General features: G+C 60.8%; 21 protein-coding genes and 1 pseudogene. 4 read left to right on the forward strand and 18 right to left on the reverse strand.

Annotation, left to right across the window (positions count from 1 at the left end; genetic code table 11):
- Positions 1–46: 46 nt before the first annotated feature.
- The 9 genes from RWJ89_RS27775 to RWJ89_RS27815 all read right to left on the reverse strand — a co-directional run bounded on the left by RWJ89_RS27775 (position 47) and on the right by RWJ89_RS27815 (position 8,751).
- A complete protein-coding gene (locus RWJ89_RS27775; protein ID WP_316031738.1) occupies positions 47–1,120 on the reverse strand; it encodes a type IV secretion system protein in 1,074 nt (357 codons plus the stop codon).
- A gap of 8 nt (positions 1,121–1,128) precedes the next feature.
- A complete protein-coding gene (locus RWJ89_RS27780) occupies positions 1,129–1,329 on the reverse strand; it encodes a hypothetical protein (RefSeq protein WP_316031739.1) in 201 nt (66 codons plus the stop codon).
- Positions 1,326–2,117, reverse strand: coding sequence for a conjugal transfer protein (locus RWJ89_RS27785; protein WP_316031740.1), 792 nt, complete (start codon positions 2,115–2,117; stop codon positions 1,326–1,328). The genes RWJ89_RS27780 and RWJ89_RS27785 overlap by 4 nt, the downstream gene beginning before the upstream one ends.
- Positions 2,118–2,139: 22 nt before the next feature.
- Positions 2,140–3,315 (reverse strand): lytic transglycosylase domain-containing protein, encoded by a 1,176-nt coding sequence (locus RWJ89_RS27790; RefSeq protein ID WP_316031741.1) that lies wholly within the window; start codon positions 3,313–3,315, stop codon positions 2,140–2,142.
- Positions 3,293–5,812, reverse strand: a complete 2,520-nt coding sequence (locus tag RWJ89_RS27795) for a VirB4 family type IV secretion/conjugal transfer ATPase (RefSeq protein WP_316031742.1) — start codon at positions 5,810–5,812, stop codon at positions 3,293–3,295. The genes RWJ89_RS27790 and RWJ89_RS27795 overlap by 23 nt, the downstream gene beginning before the upstream one ends.
- A gap of 3 nt (positions 5,813–5,815) precedes the next feature.
- Complete coding sequence (locus RWJ89_RS27800) at positions 5,816–6,142, reverse strand: VirB3 family type IV secretion system protein (RefSeq protein ID WP_131586896.1); 327 nt, start codon at positions 6,140–6,142, stop codon at positions 5,816–5,818.
- A gap of 2 nt (positions 6,143–6,144) precedes the next feature.
- The gene (locus tag RWJ89_RS27805; protein WP_168326121.1) at positions 6,145–6,504 is read right to left on the reverse strand and encodes a TrbC/VirB2 family protein; all 360 of its coding nucleotides are present in this window, start codon (positions 6,502–6,504) and stop codon (positions 6,145–6,147) included.
- Complete coding sequence (locus tag RWJ89_RS27810; RefSeq protein ID WP_316031743.1) at positions 6,504–7,445, reverse strand: lytic transglycosylase domain-containing protein; 942 nt, start codon at positions 7,443–7,445, stop codon at positions 6,504–6,506. The genes RWJ89_RS27805 and RWJ89_RS27810 overlap by 1 nt, the downstream gene beginning before the upstream one ends.
- An 811-nt stretch (positions 7,446–8,256) precedes the next feature.
- Entirely contained in the window at positions 8,257–8,751 is a 495-nt protein-coding gene (locus tag RWJ89_RS27815; protein WP_316031744.1) for a hypothetical protein, read from the reverse strand.
- A 670-nt stretch (positions 8,752–9,421) separates the two neighbouring features.
- Between RWJ89_RS27815 and RWJ89_RS27820 the strand changes: the two genes are divergently transcribed.
- Both RWJ89_RS27820 and RWJ89_RS27825 read left to right on the forward strand, forming a co-directional pair.
- Positions 9,422–9,604, forward strand: coding sequence for a hypothetical protein (locus tag RWJ89_RS27820; RefSeq protein WP_131604757.1), 183 nt, complete (start codon positions 9,422–9,424; stop codon positions 9,602–9,604).
- Between the two features lie 80 nt (positions 9,605–9,684).
- A pseudogene (locus tag RWJ89_RS27825) lies at positions 9,685–9,812 on the forward strand (LysR family transcriptional regulator); the annotation flags it as partial.
- Positions 9,813–10,867: 1,055 nt separating this feature from the next.
- Here the strand turns inward: RWJ89_RS27825 and RWJ89_RS27830 are convergent.
- On the reverse strand, positions 10,868–11,350 hold the full coding sequence (locus RWJ89_RS27830; protein ID WP_316031745.1) for a hypothetical protein: 483 nt from the start codon (positions 11,348–11,350) through the stop codon (positions 10,868–10,870).
- A 511-nt stretch (positions 11,351–11,861) separates the two neighbouring features.
- Between RWJ89_RS27830 and RWJ89_RS27835 the strand changes: the two genes are divergently transcribed.
- Positions 11,862–12,137, forward strand: coding sequence for a WGR domain-containing protein (locus RWJ89_RS27835; protein WP_316031746.1), 276 nt, complete (start codon positions 11,862–11,864; stop codon positions 12,135–12,137).
- Between the two features lie 196 nt (positions 12,138–12,333).
- On the opposite strand, the gene RWJ89_RS27840 is transcribed toward RWJ89_RS27835, so the two are convergent.
- Complete coding sequence (locus tag RWJ89_RS27840; RefSeq protein WP_167383835.1) at positions 12,334–12,498, reverse strand: hypothetical protein; 165 nt, start codon at positions 12,496–12,498, stop codon at positions 12,334–12,336.
- A gap of 398 nt (positions 12,499–12,896) precedes the next feature.
- On the opposite strand from RWJ89_RS27840, the gene RWJ89_RS27845 reads away from it, so the two are divergent.
- Positions 12,897–13,175, forward strand: coding sequence for an HU family DNA-binding protein (locus RWJ89_RS27845; protein ID WP_221957973.1), 279 nt, complete (start codon positions 12,897–12,899; stop codon positions 13,173–13,175).
- A gap of 64 nt (positions 13,176–13,239) precedes the next feature.
- On the opposite strand, the gene RWJ89_RS27850 is transcribed toward RWJ89_RS27845, so the two are convergent.
- The 7 genes from RWJ89_RS27850 to RWJ89_RS27880 form a co-directional block, all read right to left on the reverse strand.
- Positions 13,240–13,572 (reverse strand): hypothetical protein, encoded by a 333-nt coding sequence (locus tag RWJ89_RS27850; protein ID WP_316031747.1) that lies wholly within the window; start codon positions 13,570–13,572, stop codon positions 13,240–13,242.
- Positions 13,573–13,628: 56 nt separating this feature from the next.
- Positions 13,629–13,952, reverse strand: a complete 324-nt coding sequence (locus tag RWJ89_RS27855) for a DUF736 domain-containing protein (protein WP_064245277.1) — start codon at positions 13,950–13,952, stop codon at positions 13,629–13,631.
- Between the two features lie 463 nt (positions 13,953–14,415).
- Positions 14,416–14,835: a hypothetical protein gene (locus RWJ89_RS27860; protein ID WP_316031748.1), complete on the reverse strand. Its 420-nt coding sequence runs from the start codon at positions 14,833–14,835 to the stop codon at positions 14,416–14,418.
- Positions 14,825–15,085 carry a type II toxin-antitoxin system Phd/YefM family antitoxin gene (locus RWJ89_RS27865; protein WP_316031807.1) on the reverse strand — a complete coding sequence of 87 codons (261 nt, stop codon included), beginning with the start codon at positions 15,083–15,085 and terminating at the stop codon, positions 14,825–14,827. Before RWJ89_RS27865 ends, RWJ89_RS27860 begins: the two co-directional genes overlap by 11 nt.
- An 82-nt stretch (positions 15,086–15,167) precedes the next feature.
- Positions 15,168–16,109 carry a DUF2493 domain-containing protein gene (locus RWJ89_RS27870; RefSeq protein ID WP_316031749.1) on the reverse strand — a complete coding sequence of 314 codons (942 nt, stop codon included), beginning with the start codon at positions 16,107–16,109 and terminating at the stop codon, positions 15,168–15,170.
- 327 nt (positions 16,110–16,436) lie between these two features.
- Positions 16,437–17,480: a DUF7146 domain-containing protein gene (locus RWJ89_RS27875; RefSeq protein ID WP_316031750.1), complete on the reverse strand. Its 1,044-nt coding sequence runs from the start codon at positions 17,478–17,480 to the stop codon at positions 16,437–16,439.
- A 12-nt stretch (positions 17,481–17,492) separates the two neighbouring features.
- Complete coding sequence (locus RWJ89_RS27880) at positions 17,493–17,678, reverse strand: hypothetical protein (RefSeq protein ID WP_316031751.1); 186 nt, start codon at positions 17,676–17,678, stop codon at positions 17,493–17,495.
- Positions 17,679–17,722 lie beyond the last annotated feature (44 nt).

Genomic DNA, 17,722 nt, shown 5'->3' on the forward strand with positions numbered 1-17,722 from the left:
TCTTCTAAACAATGCCAAATGTTGCCCTCGAATAACGGTGTCTCGTTCACTCGCTGTTGCGGCGGCGATTGGTCAGCATCCGGCCGAGCGTACCGACGCCTGCCACACTGCCACGGCCGGCAAGTGCTGCCGCCGTCACGGCGCCTCTCGGTCCAGCCAGCATGCCAAGAGCAACGGCGGCGGCCTGCCCCGTCCTCGAATTGCTGGATGCGAGTGTTCTGCGAGCGGAGCTATAAGCGGTGTCGACACCGCCCCCACCCGGCACGCCCGATATCGCCGTGCCGTAGGAAAAGGTTCTGGCGAAATCCGGCACCTGGAAAATGAAATAGGAGATCAGCGCCAGGTAGAGCACCATGGCGAGCACGATCGCGAGCGCGTTTTCCTTGGTCGCCATGTCGCCGTTGATCGTGTCCATCATGCCGATCAGAAAACCGAACGACAGGCCGGCCATGATGTAGGTGAAGAGCAGCATGAACATGCCGTAGGCGACGCCCCTCACCCATGCGTCGAAGACAAATCGCGTGATACCGAAAAAGTAGCAGAGGATCGCAATCGGCCCGATCGCCAGCATCACGGCGGTGATCATCTTGGCAAACAGCGTCACGCCGGTGAGGATGAGCAGCATCGGCAGCAGACCGAACACCAGCACGATGAACACGACGACCGCGCCGGTGACATTCGGCAGCCAACCGGATTCGTAGGAATTGAAAAGTTGCATGGCGAAATCGTAGACCTTGCGCGCCATCGAGGCGACTTGGCTGGCGAGATCGGAACCGGCCGACTGGCCGCCCATCGCCGAAGAGATTGCCGAGCCGAGATCCTGTGGCGTCGACAGCACGAACTGGCCGATATTGTCGTAGAAGATGGCCCAGGACATGATCAAAGCGTAAGCCAGCGCGATCTTGAAACCCGTCACCGCCATGTCCTGCAGGGAGACAGCAGACAGTCCGAGGGCACCCCAGAGGAAGTAGAGGATCAGGAAGATCGCCAGGATGGCTGAGACAAGATTGCTATTTTCGGCAAACAGTCCCCAGGCCCGTTCGAGCGAGGCCTCATTGATCTTGTCGAAATATCTGAGCGCGTCGCCATAAAAATTGATCGCGTAGCTGACTGGATCCATGTCGCATCCTAATTGACAGGCCGCATCGGGCCGCAATCATCCGTGACGGCTTGCGCCAGCGCCTGTTCCGGCGACGCTGGTCGCGGCGCTCTGTCGTAGCCGAGCGCCGGCACGGGGTTTTCGTCGGCCGAGCATTTCGCCAGCTGTTCGTATTTGCCGCCGCAGCCAGTGAGGGCCCAACAAAGGGCCAAGATGAGGATCAGCCTCACTGCTCCTGCTCCTCGAATGCCTTCAACTGATCGCGCACCGACGCCCCCTGTTGCTCCGGGCCCCCGTCCCGCATGACGCTGTCGGGAAGCGGCGCGAAAGTCTTGAGGTTCTGCGACGACGTGGCGAGCGCCGCCTTATATTGCTGGTTCAGCAACATGACCTGATTATTGAGCGAGCCAACGGCTTCGTTGGCGGTCTGGTTGCCCTGCAGCACCATCTGGGTGTTTTGTTCGAGCGCACCCTTCAGATCCTGAGCCGTGCCGATCTTCTCGGTTGCCTGCATGAACGAGTTCTGCCGATCCTTGGTGGCGCTGTTCATCGCATCCGTCAGCGCCGTCATCGTCGTCAAGGCATTGACCCCTTGCGAATAGGCCTGGTTGGCGCCGGAGAGCTCACCGCCGTTGACGGTATCGACCACCATTTTCACCAGGTTGAGGCCGTTGATCAGCTTGGCGGCCGTGTTCTGAAACTGACCGCTGATGCCGCCGAACACGGCCTGATTTCCCGACAGGATCAATCCGAAATTCGGCGCCTGTCCCATGCTGAAGCCATTGCCGGTCGCAAGTTTGGCGAACTGGCTGGCATCCTGACTGCGATCGCCGGTGATCGCCTGCAAGGTCTTCGTCGTGTTGTCCTTGACGACCGAGGTGTCCTGCTGGATCTCAGACGACAGTTTCTTGATGTCCTCGCTGAGCGAAATGTTCTCCGAATCCTTGACGGGAACCTGCGCGTAAGCATGCGAGACGGCAACGATGCCCAGGGCTGCCGCGATGACAAATCTCTTCATATGCCTAACCTCTCTTGTCCGTTCAGTTTGCTGTCGGTCTGGCATCGACGACCGTGACCAGGCCTAATACGGGATCTTGCATCGCCGAGAAGGTCGCGGTGTCGCCACTGGCGCGAGCCTGTTCCTGAAGGTCGTCAAGCCAGCGCTGGATCTGCTCGGTCGTGGCACTCGACGGCACGGCAAAGCAGCGGGTGCTGCCGGTGTCGACGACGGTCGATGGGCATTGGATTTGCGCCATGACGAGCGAGCCGTCGAAATCCTTGGAATTGCCGCCGCCGGAGCCGCGCAAGTTCGCCGACGACGACTGCAACCCGGCTTGGAGGCGCTGCAGATATTGTTGGTTCGCTGCAATCGATTTCCCAAGCAGCTCATTCCAGACCGACCCGCGCTCCGCCTGCGCCTGCGTGTTGCGGTCGACAGCCTTTTTCAGCTGCTCGCCGCAACCGCTCCCGTAGCTCGCGCCCTCGGGCTCGGTGTTGTCGCCAGCTGGTGGGGTTCGGTCGCCATTCTGCGCCTTGTTGCGACCATAGTAGGCGGAGACCTTTTTGACGTAATCCTGGGTCTCGGGGATGTTCGGGATCTGTCCGTTCTGAAGCGACTGACGATAAGGACCGGCATTGTAACCTGCGGCGATCAGGTCGTAGCGATTGCCGAACATTCCCTGAAGCTGTTTGATGTATTTGACGCCGCCGCGGATATTGTCGCGCGTATCATAAGGGTTGACCCCGAGCTGCGCGGCCGTGCCTGGCATCAGTTGCATGACACCGGTGGCGCCGACCGCCGAGCGCGCGGACTGCCGGAAACGCGATTCCTGTTCGGCAATGGCGAGCGCGAAATTGGGATCGACGCCCTGGCGGATCGCCTCGTCCTCGACCATGCGGGCGACTTCCTGCTGGCTCGGCGTTCGCTGCGATGGTGCAGCCGGCGCGGCCTCGCCCGCCATGCCCTCTGCCGAACAATCGGTTGGGGCGCCGGAGCCTTGGCCAGGCGCCACGCTGTCCGTCGTACCGCCCGATGCGCCTTTCAGTTTCTGGGTATCGGCCTGATAGCCCTGGTACCAGTTCAAGGTCGCCTGCTGGATCTTCTGGCGGGCGTTGTCGATGACCGGAACCTGAGCGCGGGCCAGCGCGGGGGTCATGACTGTCGCCAGCGCCAGCACGCCGGCCGTCGCCAACTCAGGGAGCCTTGCGTTGTTCATCGGACGCTCCCCCTTCCCAGTCGCACAATTTTGACAGCCAGTTCTTCGGATTGTCTCCATACTCATCAAGCAGCATCTCGACTTCGCGAACGGTCTCTTCCCGGCCGGACAAGACCTTGATGAATTCCGGCATATGGGACATGTCGACGCGCGCAATCACGCTGCTCTTCGCCTGCTTGATCAGCATGAACCGCGAACTCGGGTCGCCGTTCTTGACCCATTCGAATTCGGCCCTGGAGAGGCCGAAATGCTCCATGTAGGAGTGCTCGTCGGCCTTCGGATTAGCAAAGAAGATGTTGGTCGACGTCTGCTCGATGATCGTGCGGCTGACACTGGATTGCACGACGTCGTCGGCCGATTGCGTGCCAAAGATCACCAGACCGTTCCTTTTCCGGATGGTCTTGAAATAGTCTTTCATGGTGCGCTTGAACTCGTCGTCGTCGAGCAGTTTCCAGGCTTCGTCCATCAGGTTGATGATCGGCGCCTTGCCGTCGTAGATCTCGTCCAGCCTGTGGAACATGTAGAGGAGGGCCGCGGTGCGCACCGTCGGATCGTCGAGGATCGAGGTCATGTCGAAACCGAACATTGGCCTGGAAATGTCGAGGTCGTCGTCGGCATTGTCGAAGAGCCAGGCGTAGGGTCCCTTGTCGACCCATTTGTCGAGCCTGGCGATCAGGCTGCCTTCGGTCCTCTCGCTTCCGGCCAAGAGGGCACGCAAGGATGAGAGCCGGCGGTACGATCTGTCTTTTGTCTTGAGCACGGACTTGATCGCGTTGCGAATGATAGCTTCTTCCTGCGGCGTCAGGCTCTCGCCGTCCTTTGACGGCTTCAGCATGAAGCTCAAAAGCCCGTACAGGAAAACGCGGTTTTCCTCGGTATCGTCGAGCAGCAGCGGGTTCCACCCGGACGGTTCGCCGGGCTCCAGTGTCATGTATCGGCCGCCCGCCGCCCGCACCATGATGTCGAGGCCACGGTCCTTGTCGAAGACGATCGTTTTCAATCGAGGACTGACGCGGTAGGCCTGCAGGATCAGGAACGCCATGATGACGGTCTTGCCCGAACCCGTCGGTCCGAAGACCGTCGTGTGCCCGACGTCGCCCTGATGGAAGTTGAAAAAGAAGGGCGTGCCGGAGGTCGTCTCAAAAATGGTGATCGCCGGTCCCCAGTGGTTTCCGTCCGGCTTGCCGTAGGGATAGGCGTGAAAACTACTCAAGCCCGCGCAATTGAGCGTCGAGATGAGCGCGCGCCGCGCAATATAGGCCTGGTTGCCAGGCAGTTGCGCCCAGTAAGCCGGCTCGGCGTTCAGATCTTCGCGAACATAGGAGGCGCCAAGCGCCCCAAGCTCGTTTCCGATCAGCGCCACCGCATCGTCGAGTTGAGCCGTCGTCCTTGCGACTGGCATGATGGTGAGGTGATGCTCGGTGAAGGCAACGCGTTTCCGCGCAAGCTCGTCGCGGGCGATGTCGAGATTGGCCTGGACGCTGGAGCCGCCCTCGTCGGCCTTCGACATCTGCCGATCGAGCCTTTCGATGCGGCTGCGCGCAGCCATGTCGTCGATGAATGACATCGACTGGGTCAGCACCATCTCGAAGGGCAGCTTGAGGATGTAGTCGAGCATGCCGGCGCCGGTCTCGGGCGGATATTCCTTCAGCGATACCATCGCGGCATAGCGATCATCGCCGGATGTTTCGCCTTGGAGATGGATGATCCGGTTGCCGATCGACGTCCGCCGCGCCGGCAGCATCTCGTCGATCGGTATATTGCTGAGGCGGATCGGCCGCATCCGGCTGCCATTCAGTAGCGTGTAGAAGAACTCGCATTGCTCCGAGAACCAGATTGTTCGGGCGCCTTCCTCAAGCATTGTGTCTTCGGAGATGGTCCGGTAGATCATCTTTCCGTCGCCAAGATCGACCTCGGCGCGCCGCACGTCGCGCAAGACTTTTGGACCGTAAGCGGCAAGCGATTTTTCCAGAGCCCTTGTTGCTTCGACCAGTCTGTCGCGCATCGCACGAAACTGCTCCCTGCGCACGACATTGCCGCCGATGCCCATGACACGGGACAGCGCCGAGCCTTGTCTGAACAGCGGCCGAACAACCACGGACACATAGGTGTCGTTGACGAACATCTCGTTCCTGGAGATGCTTGACTGATAGACGTCATCGAGACGCCGCATGAAGGGATCGGCGAAGCTCGATGGCAGCGAGGGGGCGACCTTGCGTCGGATGACATGGGTGTAGAGCGCAAAATTGCCGATCGACGCGATCGCGCGGAACGCCGAATTGCGCTGCCGCTGCAGCATGTTGATCGTCTCGATATCAGCGGTCTCGAACGAAAAGCCGGTCAATTGCACAGTGGAGACCAGGCAGTCGTTCTTCAGTCGGACAATGCCGTTTTCGATCGGCACATAGAACGGGACGTGTGTCGATATGCTGCGGTCGGCGAATATCTCCCAACCTTTCGACAAGCTTCCTTTCAACGATCTCGCCATGGTGCCCATCGATCACGCCCCATAGGTCCTGATGCCACCGCCGAGCCTTCGACCCAGAGGATTGACGCCGCACATGCTGAGCCGGCCGACGATCTCGAAAAACCACAGGTCGAGCTTCACCGTCAGGACGTAAAGAATGCTGTGGAGGATCACGAAGGAGACCGGGAACCATAAGATCGAGCCTAAGATCATGAACACCATCAGCGAGATGAAGCATTCCGCCAGAAAATATGTGTAAGGGACCCCCATGACCGTCGGCGGCCGCGTCAGAGCCAGGATGACGGGATAGGATTCGATGTACTCGTCGCCACCGTCGGTGTTGCCGCTGAATGCCGCCATGGTCACGACCCACTGCCAGCAAGGAAGTCGACGAGTTCGGCGGCAGCAAACATGCCGGCAAGGCTTCCCCCGACCCGAAGCAGGGCGCCCCAGGACCAGTATCCGAAGGCTGCGGCGAGAAACATGCCGATGAAGGCGATCGCTCCCACGGAGCGGCCGAAGGGGCCGGTAAAGAACTGCACCAGGCGATCAGCAGCATTTTGCAGCGCATCGAGATTCTGCGCTGCCGCTGGCTCGAACTGGCTGACAAGCAGGATCAGGCTGGCCGCGGAAACCATGGCGGCATTGCCGACCCATTTGCGTTTCGCCATCGAACGCCAGGCGACGCTGCCATAAAGGACTGCCATTGCAATTACATTCATCAATGCACCTCTTCCTTGACGATTTTCACGGGGTCGCCGATTTCGGCCGGCCTCTCCTGCTGATGAGAAGCGCGTTGTGGCGGGAGCGGATCTGCGACAGAGAAAACAAGCATCGGCGATTTTGCGCGATCGGCAGTTCCTGCACGTCGATTCAAGCCACGCATGGATGCGGGCGACGGGCGAGCGTTAGGAGAGGTCAATCCGGCCCCTGTCCCCATGTAGTATCCGACGACTCGTGTCACATAATCCGCGGTCTCGCGGATCAGTGGCAGGGAATGGCGAAGGTCTACGTTGGGTTCGCCGGCATTGTAGGCTGCGGCGATGAGCACTGGATTGCGATATTTGGCGATGAGAACACGGAGAAATCGTGTGCCGGCACGGATGTTCTGTTCGGGATCGGTGAGATCACTGGCGCCGAAGGCCGCGCCGATCCGCGGCATCACCTGCATCAATCCAACAGCCCCGGCGGAACTGACGAGGCGCGGATCGAAGCCGGCATTTTCGGCCCGCATGATCGAGAGCACCCAGTTCGGGTCAACCTCTTCCGCGGCGGCGATCGCCAATGCGAGTTGTGCATATTCTTCAGGAATGCCGGAAAGCAGTTCGGCTCGGGGCTGTGTCGACGACAGGTCGCCGTCGATTTTCAACGCGATCGACGGATCGACGATGTGAGGGGACGGCGTCTGCTCAAAAGAAAAGACGTCGATTGGCGAATGCACCGTGCGTTCGCGGCGCGCATTCGCGCTGTCAGCCGTTTCTCCCGGCAATTCCGCGCGACTGTTTTCGAGCTCTTCAACCGTGTCCAAGGAAAGAACGCCGGGTCCAATCGGATGTCCATCTTTCGGCGCGTCAAAGCGCTGACTGAAGCTGACCCAATCGATTGTCGGCTGTGGCGGCTGCTTGGCTGCAACGGCCAGACTTGACGCGGCGATTGGGTTCAACCGGGCTGCCACTCTCCGCACTTTCTCAGTCGTGCTACCTCCAGGCCCAACGGCATGAGCAGACGTTCGCGAATAGAAGGGCAGATCGCTGTCGCGAGGGTCGGAAGCGAAACCGGTGAGCAGGAAGGCCGACATTCCAGCAAACAGCGCGCTTCGCGACCACACCTTTTGCGGTATTTTCACAGGCGGAAGTGGGATGCGATCCATAGCCGAACCAGTCCGAAATTATACTGCGGTATAAGATTTTGAACTGCATTCCGTTACGGAAATCAACCTTAAAATTTCACTCTGGTATAATTATCGGCAACAATAGCGATGGCAAGGTGCTCGTTTCCCGAGCAAATTCAGTCGTGTAGCCGCGACCATTTATCTGGCATCCAGCGATATTGGATCTGTTCGCGATCGCCCAGAACACGCGCCAGGCGCACCGCAGTGCCTCCTTTGATCAACACCGGACTGACATCCGTTCCTGATCGAGGCTCATAGATTCGGCAGACGAAATTGGGCAATTCCTTCTGGATCCTCGAGACCGGATTGCAGGACGCGACCTGATAGCGGCTGTCACCGCCACTGATATTAAGACCCGTCTGCTGGACAGGACCGAGGCGTTGGCGTCCGAACTGGGTACCATACTCAAGCTGGCACTCGACGATATTGCTGGCATAGGCTCTGCAAGCGGCGAGGCTGAGGTAAGCAAATGGGACTGGGGGCTGCGGTCGCTGTGGGTGTGTTAGGTCGCCACATCCGGACAACAGGATCACTATCGCCAAAGATCCCGATCGCGTTTTGGAAATCCGCATCGTGTTGCTTTCTAATTTTCCTGCCGATATCCGGCATGGGCAAGGGTTTCGAGAAAGAGAGCACGGGCAAGCCGGCAGTAGGGTGATGTTGCCTGTGCCAGGTGGAGCTGCGTCAGGACCAGTCCGAGATTGGAAATAGTAGCTACTACGACCGCGAGGTCATCATGGAGGGTGTTACGGAAGATCTCCCGACCTTCGTGACCTTTCACAGTGATGGCGTAGTCATTACGCGCGATGCTGTGCCACAGTTCGACGGTACCGGTTTCGCCGCCTGCGCTTTCCGCATCGCAAATCAGCATGAGCGCGTAATCTGGATGCGGCAGGCCGCTTTCCTCGATTGACGTGCCGCCATGGAATTCCGTCAACACGACGCGCGATGCGAAGAGCAGCATCCGTTCGTTGACCAGCAGACCTTTTTGCCCCAGGCGGACAAAGCCATTCATAGCGGCAGACCGGGTAGCGGCGGGTGAGAGATTTTCCCGGCAGTGCTCGCAGATCGACAGCAAGTGATCGTTCCTGATTTCGAACGTGCTGTGAAAGCGGCTGACGATGAACTGCTCGACGCTCTTCGTTCGACCGCCGAGTGACTCGACGAATGCGAAGGCACCAAGCGGTGTCCATGGCCGCTTCAGAACATCCTCCTCAGAGCCGTCGGCAGCGGTGATCAGGCTCGATGGTCCGACGACAATGCCGGCGGACCGGGTCTGCGCGCCGCAGCCCGGGCAATCGATGGAAATTGGAACTTTGTACCATTCCTTCGTCAGTAGGGATCGATAGTGTGTCAGGTGCAGACCCGTTGTTAACAGCGTAGAGGCCGCGCAGTGGTGTTCTGATCTCCCTTGACCTTACCTCCTCGCGCCGCGAGCCGTACTTATACTCCAGTATAATATTTTATCAACCAGATGCGGCCGCCTGAGGGCTTCAAATGCTGCGGAGACGACCTGCCGCAACTTCCGACGCATGAGGGTTATACCGAGCAAGGGGCGCCGCCCACATCAAATGGAAGCACCACAACCCGACGAAGCGGTCCCTCCCGCTGACGCGGCAGAGTCTTCGCTGCAACAGCCAGCGAAGAACTGCCTCCAAGACGATTGCTGAACGGCATTCACTATCGTCAAACAACCACGAAGCAGCCATCGTTGCATGAACCCTTCCCTCAGTTCAGAGGAGAATTCTATGCAGCGACGTCAGCAAATCGAGCAGGAGACACGCAAGAAGATTTCCGATCCATATGACGTCGATTATTTCGCGAAGAAGCACGGAATAAGCTCCAAAGATGCCGCTCGGATCATCAACCTCCATCGCTCGGATAGGGACTCTGCTGATCGGGCGGCATACCATCTAAAAGGCTCATGTTGAAGACCGGGGCTCGCCGCAAGGTCGTTTGCCTCACCCGCGGCCACGCACAAACGACGTCTTGAACCTGCACCTGCTGATGATCTGCGATCGCATTATCGGCGCTATATCCGTCGCGACATCTGCTCAGCGCTCGCGTGGCAGCGTTCCTGAATTTCTCAAGCAGTCGGTACCCAACGGAATGCCCGAGGAACTGGCGGCTTACCTTGGCAATTGGCAGGTAAGAGCATCCCCGCTAAAAGCAGCCTCGACGTTCATTCGCAAGATCGCTCATCCGCGCAATCGCCGAACCGTCGGTTCGCGAAGCCACCTATCGGTTCATACTCCCAATCCGCAAAAAGCTAATTGGCTCAACCACCTATTCGCTGAAGTCGTCTATGAGCAATAAGCGCGATCGCCGGTTTGCCGATGCGCGCAGTTGGCGAAGCACCCCCTCGCCTATTCTCCGAGCCGCACAATCGCTGACGAACCTATTCGCTGATCCACCGACCAGCCCAACCGCCGAAACGCGAGAACGCCTGATTGGCGAAGCGGGGGAATTGCCCGCTCGCCGATTCACAGACCAGCGATCTAATGTGCCGCCGTGAGAAGGTGTCTCTTTCTGCCGCCGAACGACCTCTACCAAGACCAAATCCATGTCCCGGCAGACCCTACCCCTGCGAATAAGCGGCGACAGATTCCGGCACTGATCACGCCTCTCGGCCATCGCCCCTCGGGCGAAAACGGCTAACGGTATACCGATAGCCTATCCTGCCATCTCCCATCAAATCGGCCTGGACACCGTGCCCGAGGCGCTGATGCTGTTGCGAGTCGTGAGACAACGCAATAGCGCTCACAGGGGCAAGCCTGTGAGCCGCGCCGGAGGAACAGCACGGTGTCCAGGCCGATTTGATGGGAGATGCTGAAGCGAGCTGTCGTCGTGAGGAGTCGAGAGGACCGCGACCGGAGGGAACGGGCATCGACGACATGCGAACGATGAGACGGCGAGCGCACCGCAGGAGAGGATGAACACCTGGAGCGGATGACCGAAGAATGCGGGCGTAGCGCAAGGAGTTCATCCTCTCCGTCTTGTTTGGGAAAGTCGCGGCAGCGTCCGCCAACCGGCCCGAAAGGCCGGGCGGGTGTCATCCCGCACCACAGGGAGAGGGGTGTTTGAGGGGAGAGGCGGCAAGTCTCTCCCCTCAGGAACGCGCGCTGGCTCGATGCCTGCAAGCGGTCAAGCCAATGGGAAAGACGAGAGGCGGAACGGCCTCTCGTCCCATCAGCTCAAGCGTAAACGACGCGCGCGACGCTGATGGCAATACCTGTTTCCTGCGCAATATCGTGGATGATCGTAGCGAGGGGACCGATCTCCGTGTCGCTCACCGAGACGGTCGTCGGATAGCTGATCTCGATGCCGTCGCAGTCTGCCGACAAGGCGTTGTGCCATTCACCGCCGTTGACCCGATACTCATAGGTGAAGTAATCGATCTCTAGCTCATCGAGGAGCACAAACGTGCGGCGGGCGAGGACTTCCTCCTCGCCTTGGAGTTGGCACGATATCGTCCCCTCCAAATCGTCCCCGATGACCAACTCGCGTTGCAGGGCCACGATACGGCGCGTCGAGCGGATCGCCCCATCAAGGCCGGCCATCAGCCGGTCGTGCAGCATCTTTGAGAATTCATCCTCGCAGCCGATACGGTTCGCGCTCACGAGAAGCTTGAAGCCGGCGAGCTTGGCATGAAGCATGAGAAAGTTGAAATCAGACATAAGAGTCTCCTTTTCGTTCTGACGAAAAGGTGCCCGCATTGGCGACCCAAGGGGTCAAGGATCGCGAAAGCGACCGCCAGCGGCGGCGAGCGGAGGAACCGATTTTTTCGTCGTGTCGCGTGAGCGGCGCGGTGGAAAAATTGGAGGGGCCGCGATGTCCTTGAGGCCGCCGGGGCGAATGCGACAATAGGAAGTCAGAGAGAGATAAACCACGTCGCCGACAGGCGACGTGACCGTTTGCCGAGCGCAGCCGGCCCTGCCGCCTTTTCATCTGGCTGCTCGTGCGGATAACCGTGCTGACGATGCGGCAACCGCGAGAGGGGCGTGACCCGAATGGGCGGAGACCGCTTGCGGGCTCCGTGAGCGCCAGCGAATAGCACCGTCCGCCGTAGGCGGCTCGCCCGAAACATACTGCCCCGTCCGACAACCCATCACCGCCATGAATCAATTGTGGCCGAACGATTCAAATGTCTCGTTGGACGTGGAGTCGGCGCTCAGCGATTCTGCCGCTATGATCGCACAACCCTACCAGCTCTATGTTGAACGCACCGACGCTTCGAAAAACATGGCCCGCTACTATGCCATGTCGATCGAGCCCAACCTGTTCGGCGAGGCCCGTCTCATCCGCCGATGGGGTCGTATCGGCGCAAGAGGTCAAAGGCGGGAGCATCATTTCGCGCGGGAGGAAGAGGCGGTCAGGCTCTTCCTTCAGCTTTTGCGAAAGAGGCGGTCGCGCGGATACAGGCCGAAACCGCATATACGGCAAGATGCATCGGGTGATCGATAGCGAAGGGAGTGCCGTGGAGGCGGATACCATCCTCATGTTGATGGCATCGGATCGAAACAGGCGTTGGGGTATCCCACCGCTTCCGCCCCTCCCGCAAGAACCTTCGCAGGCTGACACCTGCCGGTGGCGGGCGAAGCTGGCCTGAAGCGCCGGTCGATCCGGCGCGTCAGGCCAGGCGACATGGCGAAAGCCACCCTCAGAAGGGTGGCTCGGCGTCGATTGCGCCCTCCTGCTCTGCGGTGATCACCGCCAGTTCGGCACGAGCCAGCTCCAGTTCGATTTCAATCTCGCGGCGCTCGACGGGGTCGATTGCTTCGCGCAGTTCGAGGCGAAGCTCTTCAATGTGTTGTTCCAGAAGCATCGTCGTCGTCTCCTTGACGTTTGTGAAAGACGACGCGCGCGGTCATGGGGGCGTGGCGGGGTCAGGGATCGCGGAACGCGACCGCCAGCGGCGGCGAGTGGGGGTGCCGATTTTGTCGGAGTGCAGGGAACCGGAGCGGAGGCAAAATTGGGGGCACCGCTCGTCCTTGAGGCCGTCATGCGCCCATGACACCCTCGGACGGACTGAGCAGACATTTCCTCTCCGTATCGCACCCAAACCCGAGGACGGGCTCGATGCCCGTCTTCGGGTTACTGACACGTGACCACGTGAATAACTGTGGAGATCCGGGCTTTCCGCGTCATTTGCCGCAGCGTGTCGATGACAGGTCCGGTCGGCAATGGCAGGGATTCTGCGTCTGACACGACGCGGAGAAGAAAATGACCACAACCAATGAAATCGCCGACAAGATCGCAGGCGAGCACGGCCTCACCAAGGTACAGGGAAAAGCCATCGTCGAAGCAGTGATCGCCTCGATCACCGAGGCAGCCGTTGCCGGCAACGAGACGTCCCTCCCCGGCTTCGGCAAGTTCAAGGTGAAGGCGACACCGGAGCGCGAGGCTCGCAACCCGTCGACCGGCGCGACGATCAAGGTTGCCGCGGCCAAGAAGCTAGCCTTTACGCCGGCCAAGGCTCTGAAGGATGCGCTGAACAAGTAATCTTGCTGGCCAAGCAAAAGAATAGCCCGGCGCCGTGCCGGGCTATTTTCGTTTTGGGTTTGCGTCAGCGGGCGGATGTCCGCTCAAGAAGATCCTGGACGATCGTGTCGTTCACCACGTGATGCGCTTCGCGGGCATGGTCTTCCAGCAGCTTGTGAAGAATGCCGGATGCCAAGGGTATGAAGTCGAAACCGCGTGCGATTGCTGCGGCCCGCAATTGTGAGAGTGTTTCGAACTCCCTTAGGTCAGTGCCAAGCCAGAGTTCAAGATCCTCGCCACCGGCGTCCGGAAATGCCTGAAGGAAGAACGTCTGAAGCGGGCGGTCGTAGCCGATAATGGCATCCGGGTCGGAGTGGCGGAATGCGGTCCTGGTGACGGTAATTGTGTAGCGGCTCATGGCGGCCTCCTTTGGAATGGGGAAGCCGGCCCCAGTTTCGGGGCCGGCCGACCGGTTCAGGCCGGGCTGTTCCAGAGGATGACCTTCTTGCCGGGCTCGCCGCCGGGTGCCGGGGCGACGTTGCCGAAGATCACGCCGATCTCGGGCGCTTCGAGCTTCGTGGAGATGTATTCTTCGCCGGTCTGGCGGGAGACGCGGTTCCAGCCTGCGCCGATCTCAAAGCCGGTCTTACGGTGGATGATGCGGTAGTCCGGGGCTTCTTCGCTCGCCTTGTTGGCGTTCGGGACGAGGGCGATCGGGGCATTGACCCGGATGGTGGCGAAGACGCCTTCGAGAGTGCCGTCGGTCTTTTCGGTGAGGGTTGCGATCGTGGTTGCCATGGGATTGTCTCCTTCGTTGCATCGGGACCATTCCCGATGGCGCCCGAAGAAGGGGCTGCGCCGCAGGCGTCACCGCAGCGTAGCGAAGGGAAACCCGCTTGCGGGGTTGACGCTGATCGCGGCCGGTCCCTTAGAAAGGCGACATAAAGAACGGGAATGGTCTTTGATTGCGACGTCGTCAGGAGACCTCGCCATGGCGCCCGTTTGCTGCCCCGCCGAGTACCGCGCACGTGGCATGCGTCGCTGGTGTTCGGGTCAACGGACTGGCCATCAACCAGGCAGACGCGACGCGATAGATCGGCACCGTTCTGATCCCATCCTCGTCATCAGAGCGGCTTCGGTCGGCGCGACACTCGAATTATCCGCCTCTCCTGTCGCAACTGCAGTTCTGCGGAGCCGGACCGCCTGACGGAGGTGATTTCAAGGGATGTCGCTTCGGAGGGCGGCAGGGATGCGGGAATTCTCAGTCGAGGCGGTTGACCCGGCCGGTTCGGCCGCGCGCCTCGGCAAACAGTCTGGCGATCTTCACCATGAAGGACTTGCTGAAGCGGCCGACGATGTCCTGACCGGGCTCAATGTACCAGGAGCGCTCGACGATATCGTAATTGTATTCGTCGACCATGATCCTGCACTGCTTCAGATCGCTTAAGCCCGCACGCTTGCGCTCGATGTCCGGGATCTCCAGAGCGATGCGACCCGTCTGTGGCCGCTGCGTGGTGATGGCGAGAAGCGCCAGGTGGGTGTTTCCGTCGGCGGCATTGCGGATGGCGACGATGACGCAGACGGGGCGCTGCTTACGGCCCTCGGTTTCCCCGCGCTGCTGCTGCCAGGCCCAGAGGTAGGGATAGGAGATGACCTCGCCGGGGCGGAATTCACGGCTCATCGTCGTAGCCTTCGCCGCGCGCCAACTTATCGAGCGCCTCGTCAAATAGGACTGCATGCTCGGCGGGCATCTCCGATACAGTATAGGCCCGGCGCGGATCGCCGCCGGTTCGCATCCGTTCATAGTGCTCGTAGCTCATCAGCACGAAACGCGGCTTCTTGTGCCGCGTGAGCATGACGGGCTCGCGGCTCGCCGCATCGGTGATATCGCCGATTTGTTTATTCAAGTCGCCTGTCGTGAACTGCTTCATCGCCATGGTCTCCATTACAGTTTTCCATATACCCCATCTTCTCCATGTTTTCCATCTTTTCCATCGTTCTGGGAAAGGGCGCTCACGCGCCATCTCCTGATGCCTGCCAGACCGGGATGCCGAGGCGACGCGCCTTGTCGGCGAGATTGCCGGTGATGCCGTTTCCAGGAAAGACGATCAATCCGGCGGGCATGACCGACAGCATATCGTCGTTGCGCCGGAACGGTGCGGCCTTGGCGTGTTTCGTCCAGTTCGGCTTAAAGGTGATCTGCGTCACCTTGCGCGCTTCAGCCCAGCAGGCGGCGATGCGATCGGCGCCTTTCGGCGAGCCGCCGTGCAGCAATACCATGTCGGCATGCTTGGCGTGCGCCTGGTCAAGCTTTGCCCAGATCCGCTCGTGATCGTTATAGTCCATGCCGCCGGAGAAGGCGATCTTTGTACCGGCGGGGATCAGCACCTCGGTCTCGGCGCGCCGCCGCGCGGAGAGGAAGTCCCGGCTATCGATCATCGCCGCTGTCATGTTGGCGTGGTTGACCTTGGAGCCGGTACGCGGCCGCCAGGATGAACCGGTCTGGGCCTCAAACAGGTCGGTCGCATAGTCTCGCATGAACTCGAAGCTATTTCTACGCTCCAGCAGCGTGATGCCTTCGCCGATGAGACGTTCGAGCTCGACACTTTTCACCTCCGAGCCGTCCTGCTCGCGCTGGCCGGTGCGCTGCGCTTCCTCGTTGCGGTCGAGTTCGCGCTGGATGCGCTCGCCGGCGCGATGGAAGAGATTGGGGATCGACCAGAACAGGTCTTCGAGATCGGGCTCCAGCCGGGTGTCGCCGAGCATCTCGGCGAAGGCGTCGAAGATCGCGGTGATCGATGACTGGACCTGCGGTTCCTCCGGCAATGGCCGCGGGTCGGGCTCGTCCTGGAACGGGCGATAGCCGAAGACCTGCATCTCGTAGATGAAGCGGTCGGTCGGGGAGGAAGCGTGGTTGGGCTCGAAGCCGTCGTCGGGGTGGAGAATCAGGTCCATGGTGGTCTCCGTTCGGTGGGCCGCGCCTCTCGCGGCCTGACGGCGAACCCGGTCACGCGGGCCGAGGCCGGAACCGCAAGTGAAGCGCAGCGGCCCAGCGAAGCGCCGGGCGGGGACAAGAGGGTTTCTTGATCCGCGAGGAATGACGGGCCGCGCCTGCGGACCGGCAGGGGAAGAAACCCGACTGACCCGCTGAAGGCCGGAGGCCCGCGTGGTAAGGGTCGCCTCTCGGCAGGCCCGCGGGCGCGCGCCAATCCGGAATAAGACCAATGGACCGCCCTTCGCCGGTGCCGTCGCCGGCCCCTCCCCCAGTGTTTGCGGCCAGCTTCAGGCGCTCAGGAAGGCCACCGCATCTTCCGGAGTGAGTTGAGCCTTGAGGCTTGCGGTCATCTGGTCCGGCCCCAGCCAGCGTAGATCCTCGTTGAAGTCGCCGAGCTCGGGCGACAGCACCAGCGGCAGGATTCCGCATTCCTGCGCCCTGCGGCTCAGTCCCTCGATCCCATGCCGGCCGGCCGCATCCGCGTCGGCGGCGATGTAGAGGCGCCGGCATCCGGACGGGACGTTGAAAGCCGCGAGGTGATTAGCAGTCAGGGCCGCGACCATCGGCATGCCGGGCATCACATGTGAGAGGGACAGCATGGTTTCGAGGCCTTCTCCGGCTGCCAGGACCGGCATAGACGCATTCTCCGGAAAGCGGAAGCGAACGCCATTACCAAGCAACCCGCCGAGCGCGCGGCGGGGATCGTCGACCTTCGCTTTGCCAACGCCGTCAGCGCCCAGCGACAAATAGGTGCGGTGCACGCCGGTGATCACTCCGGCGTCGTCGGTGACGGCTGCGATCAGGGCCGGATAGCTGCTCGTCCGGCCAGTCAGGAAATCGCGATAATAGCACGACGGGTGAAAACGGAGCGCCCCATGGGCGGATGCCCGCAGAATACCGCGTTCGCGCAGATAGATGTCGGCGAGCGTACCCGCCAGCGGATGCGTCATTCGAAACAGCCGTCGTGCCCGCTCCGTCGCCGGCCGCTCGACCGCAGAGGCATCACCGACGTCGCCCCTGAGGTCCGACACCGGTTCGGGTTGGGGCAGACTAAGAAAATGACGCGCCTCCTCGGCAACGTCACGGAAGTCCAGGAGGCCACAGGTCTCGCGGACGAGATCGAGCAGGTCACCGAACTGGCCTGTTGCCGCATCAGTCCACCTGCCAGCACGCGGGCCGGCCAGATGCACGTAGAGCGACCGGCCCTTGTTGTTGGCGACATCGCCGACGAGCCAGTAGTTGCCGGCGCGGCGGCCGGCGGAAAGATAGTGGCGGCAGACCGCCTCCGCGTCTTGCGCGAGACGGCCCGCCAGATCGGAGGCGGAGAGCATGGCAGACCTCCATCATGACCGGCGTGCGATGTCGACGAGGCGATGGCGCTGCATCAGCTTCAACAGGATTCCCGCACCCTCATCTGTCACCGGCACGAAGAAACGCAGCTTCCAATTGATCATCTCGGAGAAGAGGCCGACCGACCGGAGCCAGTCGCGCATGCCGTCGGTAAAGCCGGTCAATTCGGGGATAGCCATTGCAGTGCTCCATGAACGGAAATGCCCGACACGGGGCCGGGCTG

Source organism: Rhizobium sp. 10PS4 (assembly GCF_032464805.1).
Classification (GTDB): domain Bacteria; phylum Pseudomonadota; class Alphaproteobacteria; order Rhizobiales; family Rhizobiaceae; genus Rhizobium; species Rhizobium laguerreae.

Bases quoted from the DNA above. Each gene is read 5' to 3' on its own strand.
- RWJ89_RS27830 (WP_316031745.1), bottom strand. From the start codon at position 11,350: ATGTCTGATTTCAACTTTCTCATGCTTCATGCCAAGCTCGCCGGCTTC.
- RWJ89_RS27860 (WP_316031748.1), bottom strand. From the start codon at position 14,835: ATGAGCCGTGAATTCCGCCCCGGCGAGGTCATCTCCTATCCCTACCTC.
- RWJ89_RS27845 (WP_221957973.1), top strand. From the start codon at position 12,897: ATGACCACAACCAATGAAATCGCCGACAAGATCGCAGGCGAGCACGGC.
- RWJ89_RS27785 (WP_316031740.1), bottom strand. From the start codon at position 2,117: ATGAAGAGATTTGTCATCGCGGCAGCCCTGGGCATCGTTGCCGTCTCG.
- RWJ89_RS27775 (WP_316031738.1), bottom strand. From the start codon at position 1,120: ATGGATCCAGTCAGCTACGCGATCAATTTTTATGGCGACGCGCTCAGA.
- RWJ89_RS27865 (WP_316031807.1), bottom strand. From the start codon at position 15,085: ATGAAGCAGTTCACGACAGGCGACTTGAATAAACAAATCGGCGATATC.
- RWJ89_RS27820 (WP_131604757.1), top strand. From the start codon at position 9,422: ATGCAGCGACGTCAGCAAATCGAGCAGGAGACACGCAAGAAGATTTCC.
- RWJ89_RS27805 (WP_168326121.1), bottom strand. From the start codon at position 6,504: ATGAATGTAATTGCAATGGCAGTCCTTTATGGCAGCGTCGCCTGGCGT.
- RWJ89_RS27855 (WP_064245277.1), bottom strand. From the start codon at position 13,952: ATGGCAACCACGATCGCAACCCTCACCGAAAAGACCGACGGCACTCTC.
- RWJ89_RS27795 (WP_316031742.1), bottom strand. From the start codon at position 5,812: ATGGGCACCATGGCGAGATCGTTGAAAGGAAGCTTGTCGAAAGGTTGG.
- RWJ89_RS27850 (WP_316031747.1), bottom strand. From the start codon at position 13,572: ATGAGCCGCTACACAATTACCGTCACCAGGACCGCATTCCGCCACTCC.
- RWJ89_RS27880 (WP_316031751.1), bottom strand. From the start codon at position 17,678: ATGGCTATCCCCGAATTGACCGGCTTTACCGACGGCATGCGCGACTGG.
- RWJ89_RS27875 (WP_316031750.1), bottom strand. From the start codon at position 17,480: ATGCTCTCCGCCTCCGATCTGGCGGGCCGTCTCGCGCAAGACGCGGAG.
- RWJ89_RS27790 (WP_316031741.1), bottom strand. From the start codon at position 3,315: ATGAACAACGCAAGGCTCCCTGAGTTGGCGACGGCCGGCGTGCTGGCG.
- RWJ89_RS27835 (WP_316031746.1), top strand. From the start codon at position 11,862: ATGATCGCACAACCCTACCAGCTCTATGTTGAACGCACCGACGCTTCG.
- RWJ89_RS27840 (WP_167383835.1), bottom strand. From the start codon at position 12,498: ATGCTTCTGGAACAACACATTGAAGAGCTTCGCCTCGAACTGCGCGAA.
- RWJ89_RS27870 (WP_316031749.1), bottom strand. From the start codon at position 16,109: ATGGACCTGATTCTCCACCCCGACGACGGCTTCGAGCCCAACCACGCT.
- RWJ89_RS27800 (WP_131586896.1), bottom strand. From the start codon at position 6,142: ATGGCGGCATTCAGCGGCAACACCGACGGTGGCGACGAGTACATCGAA.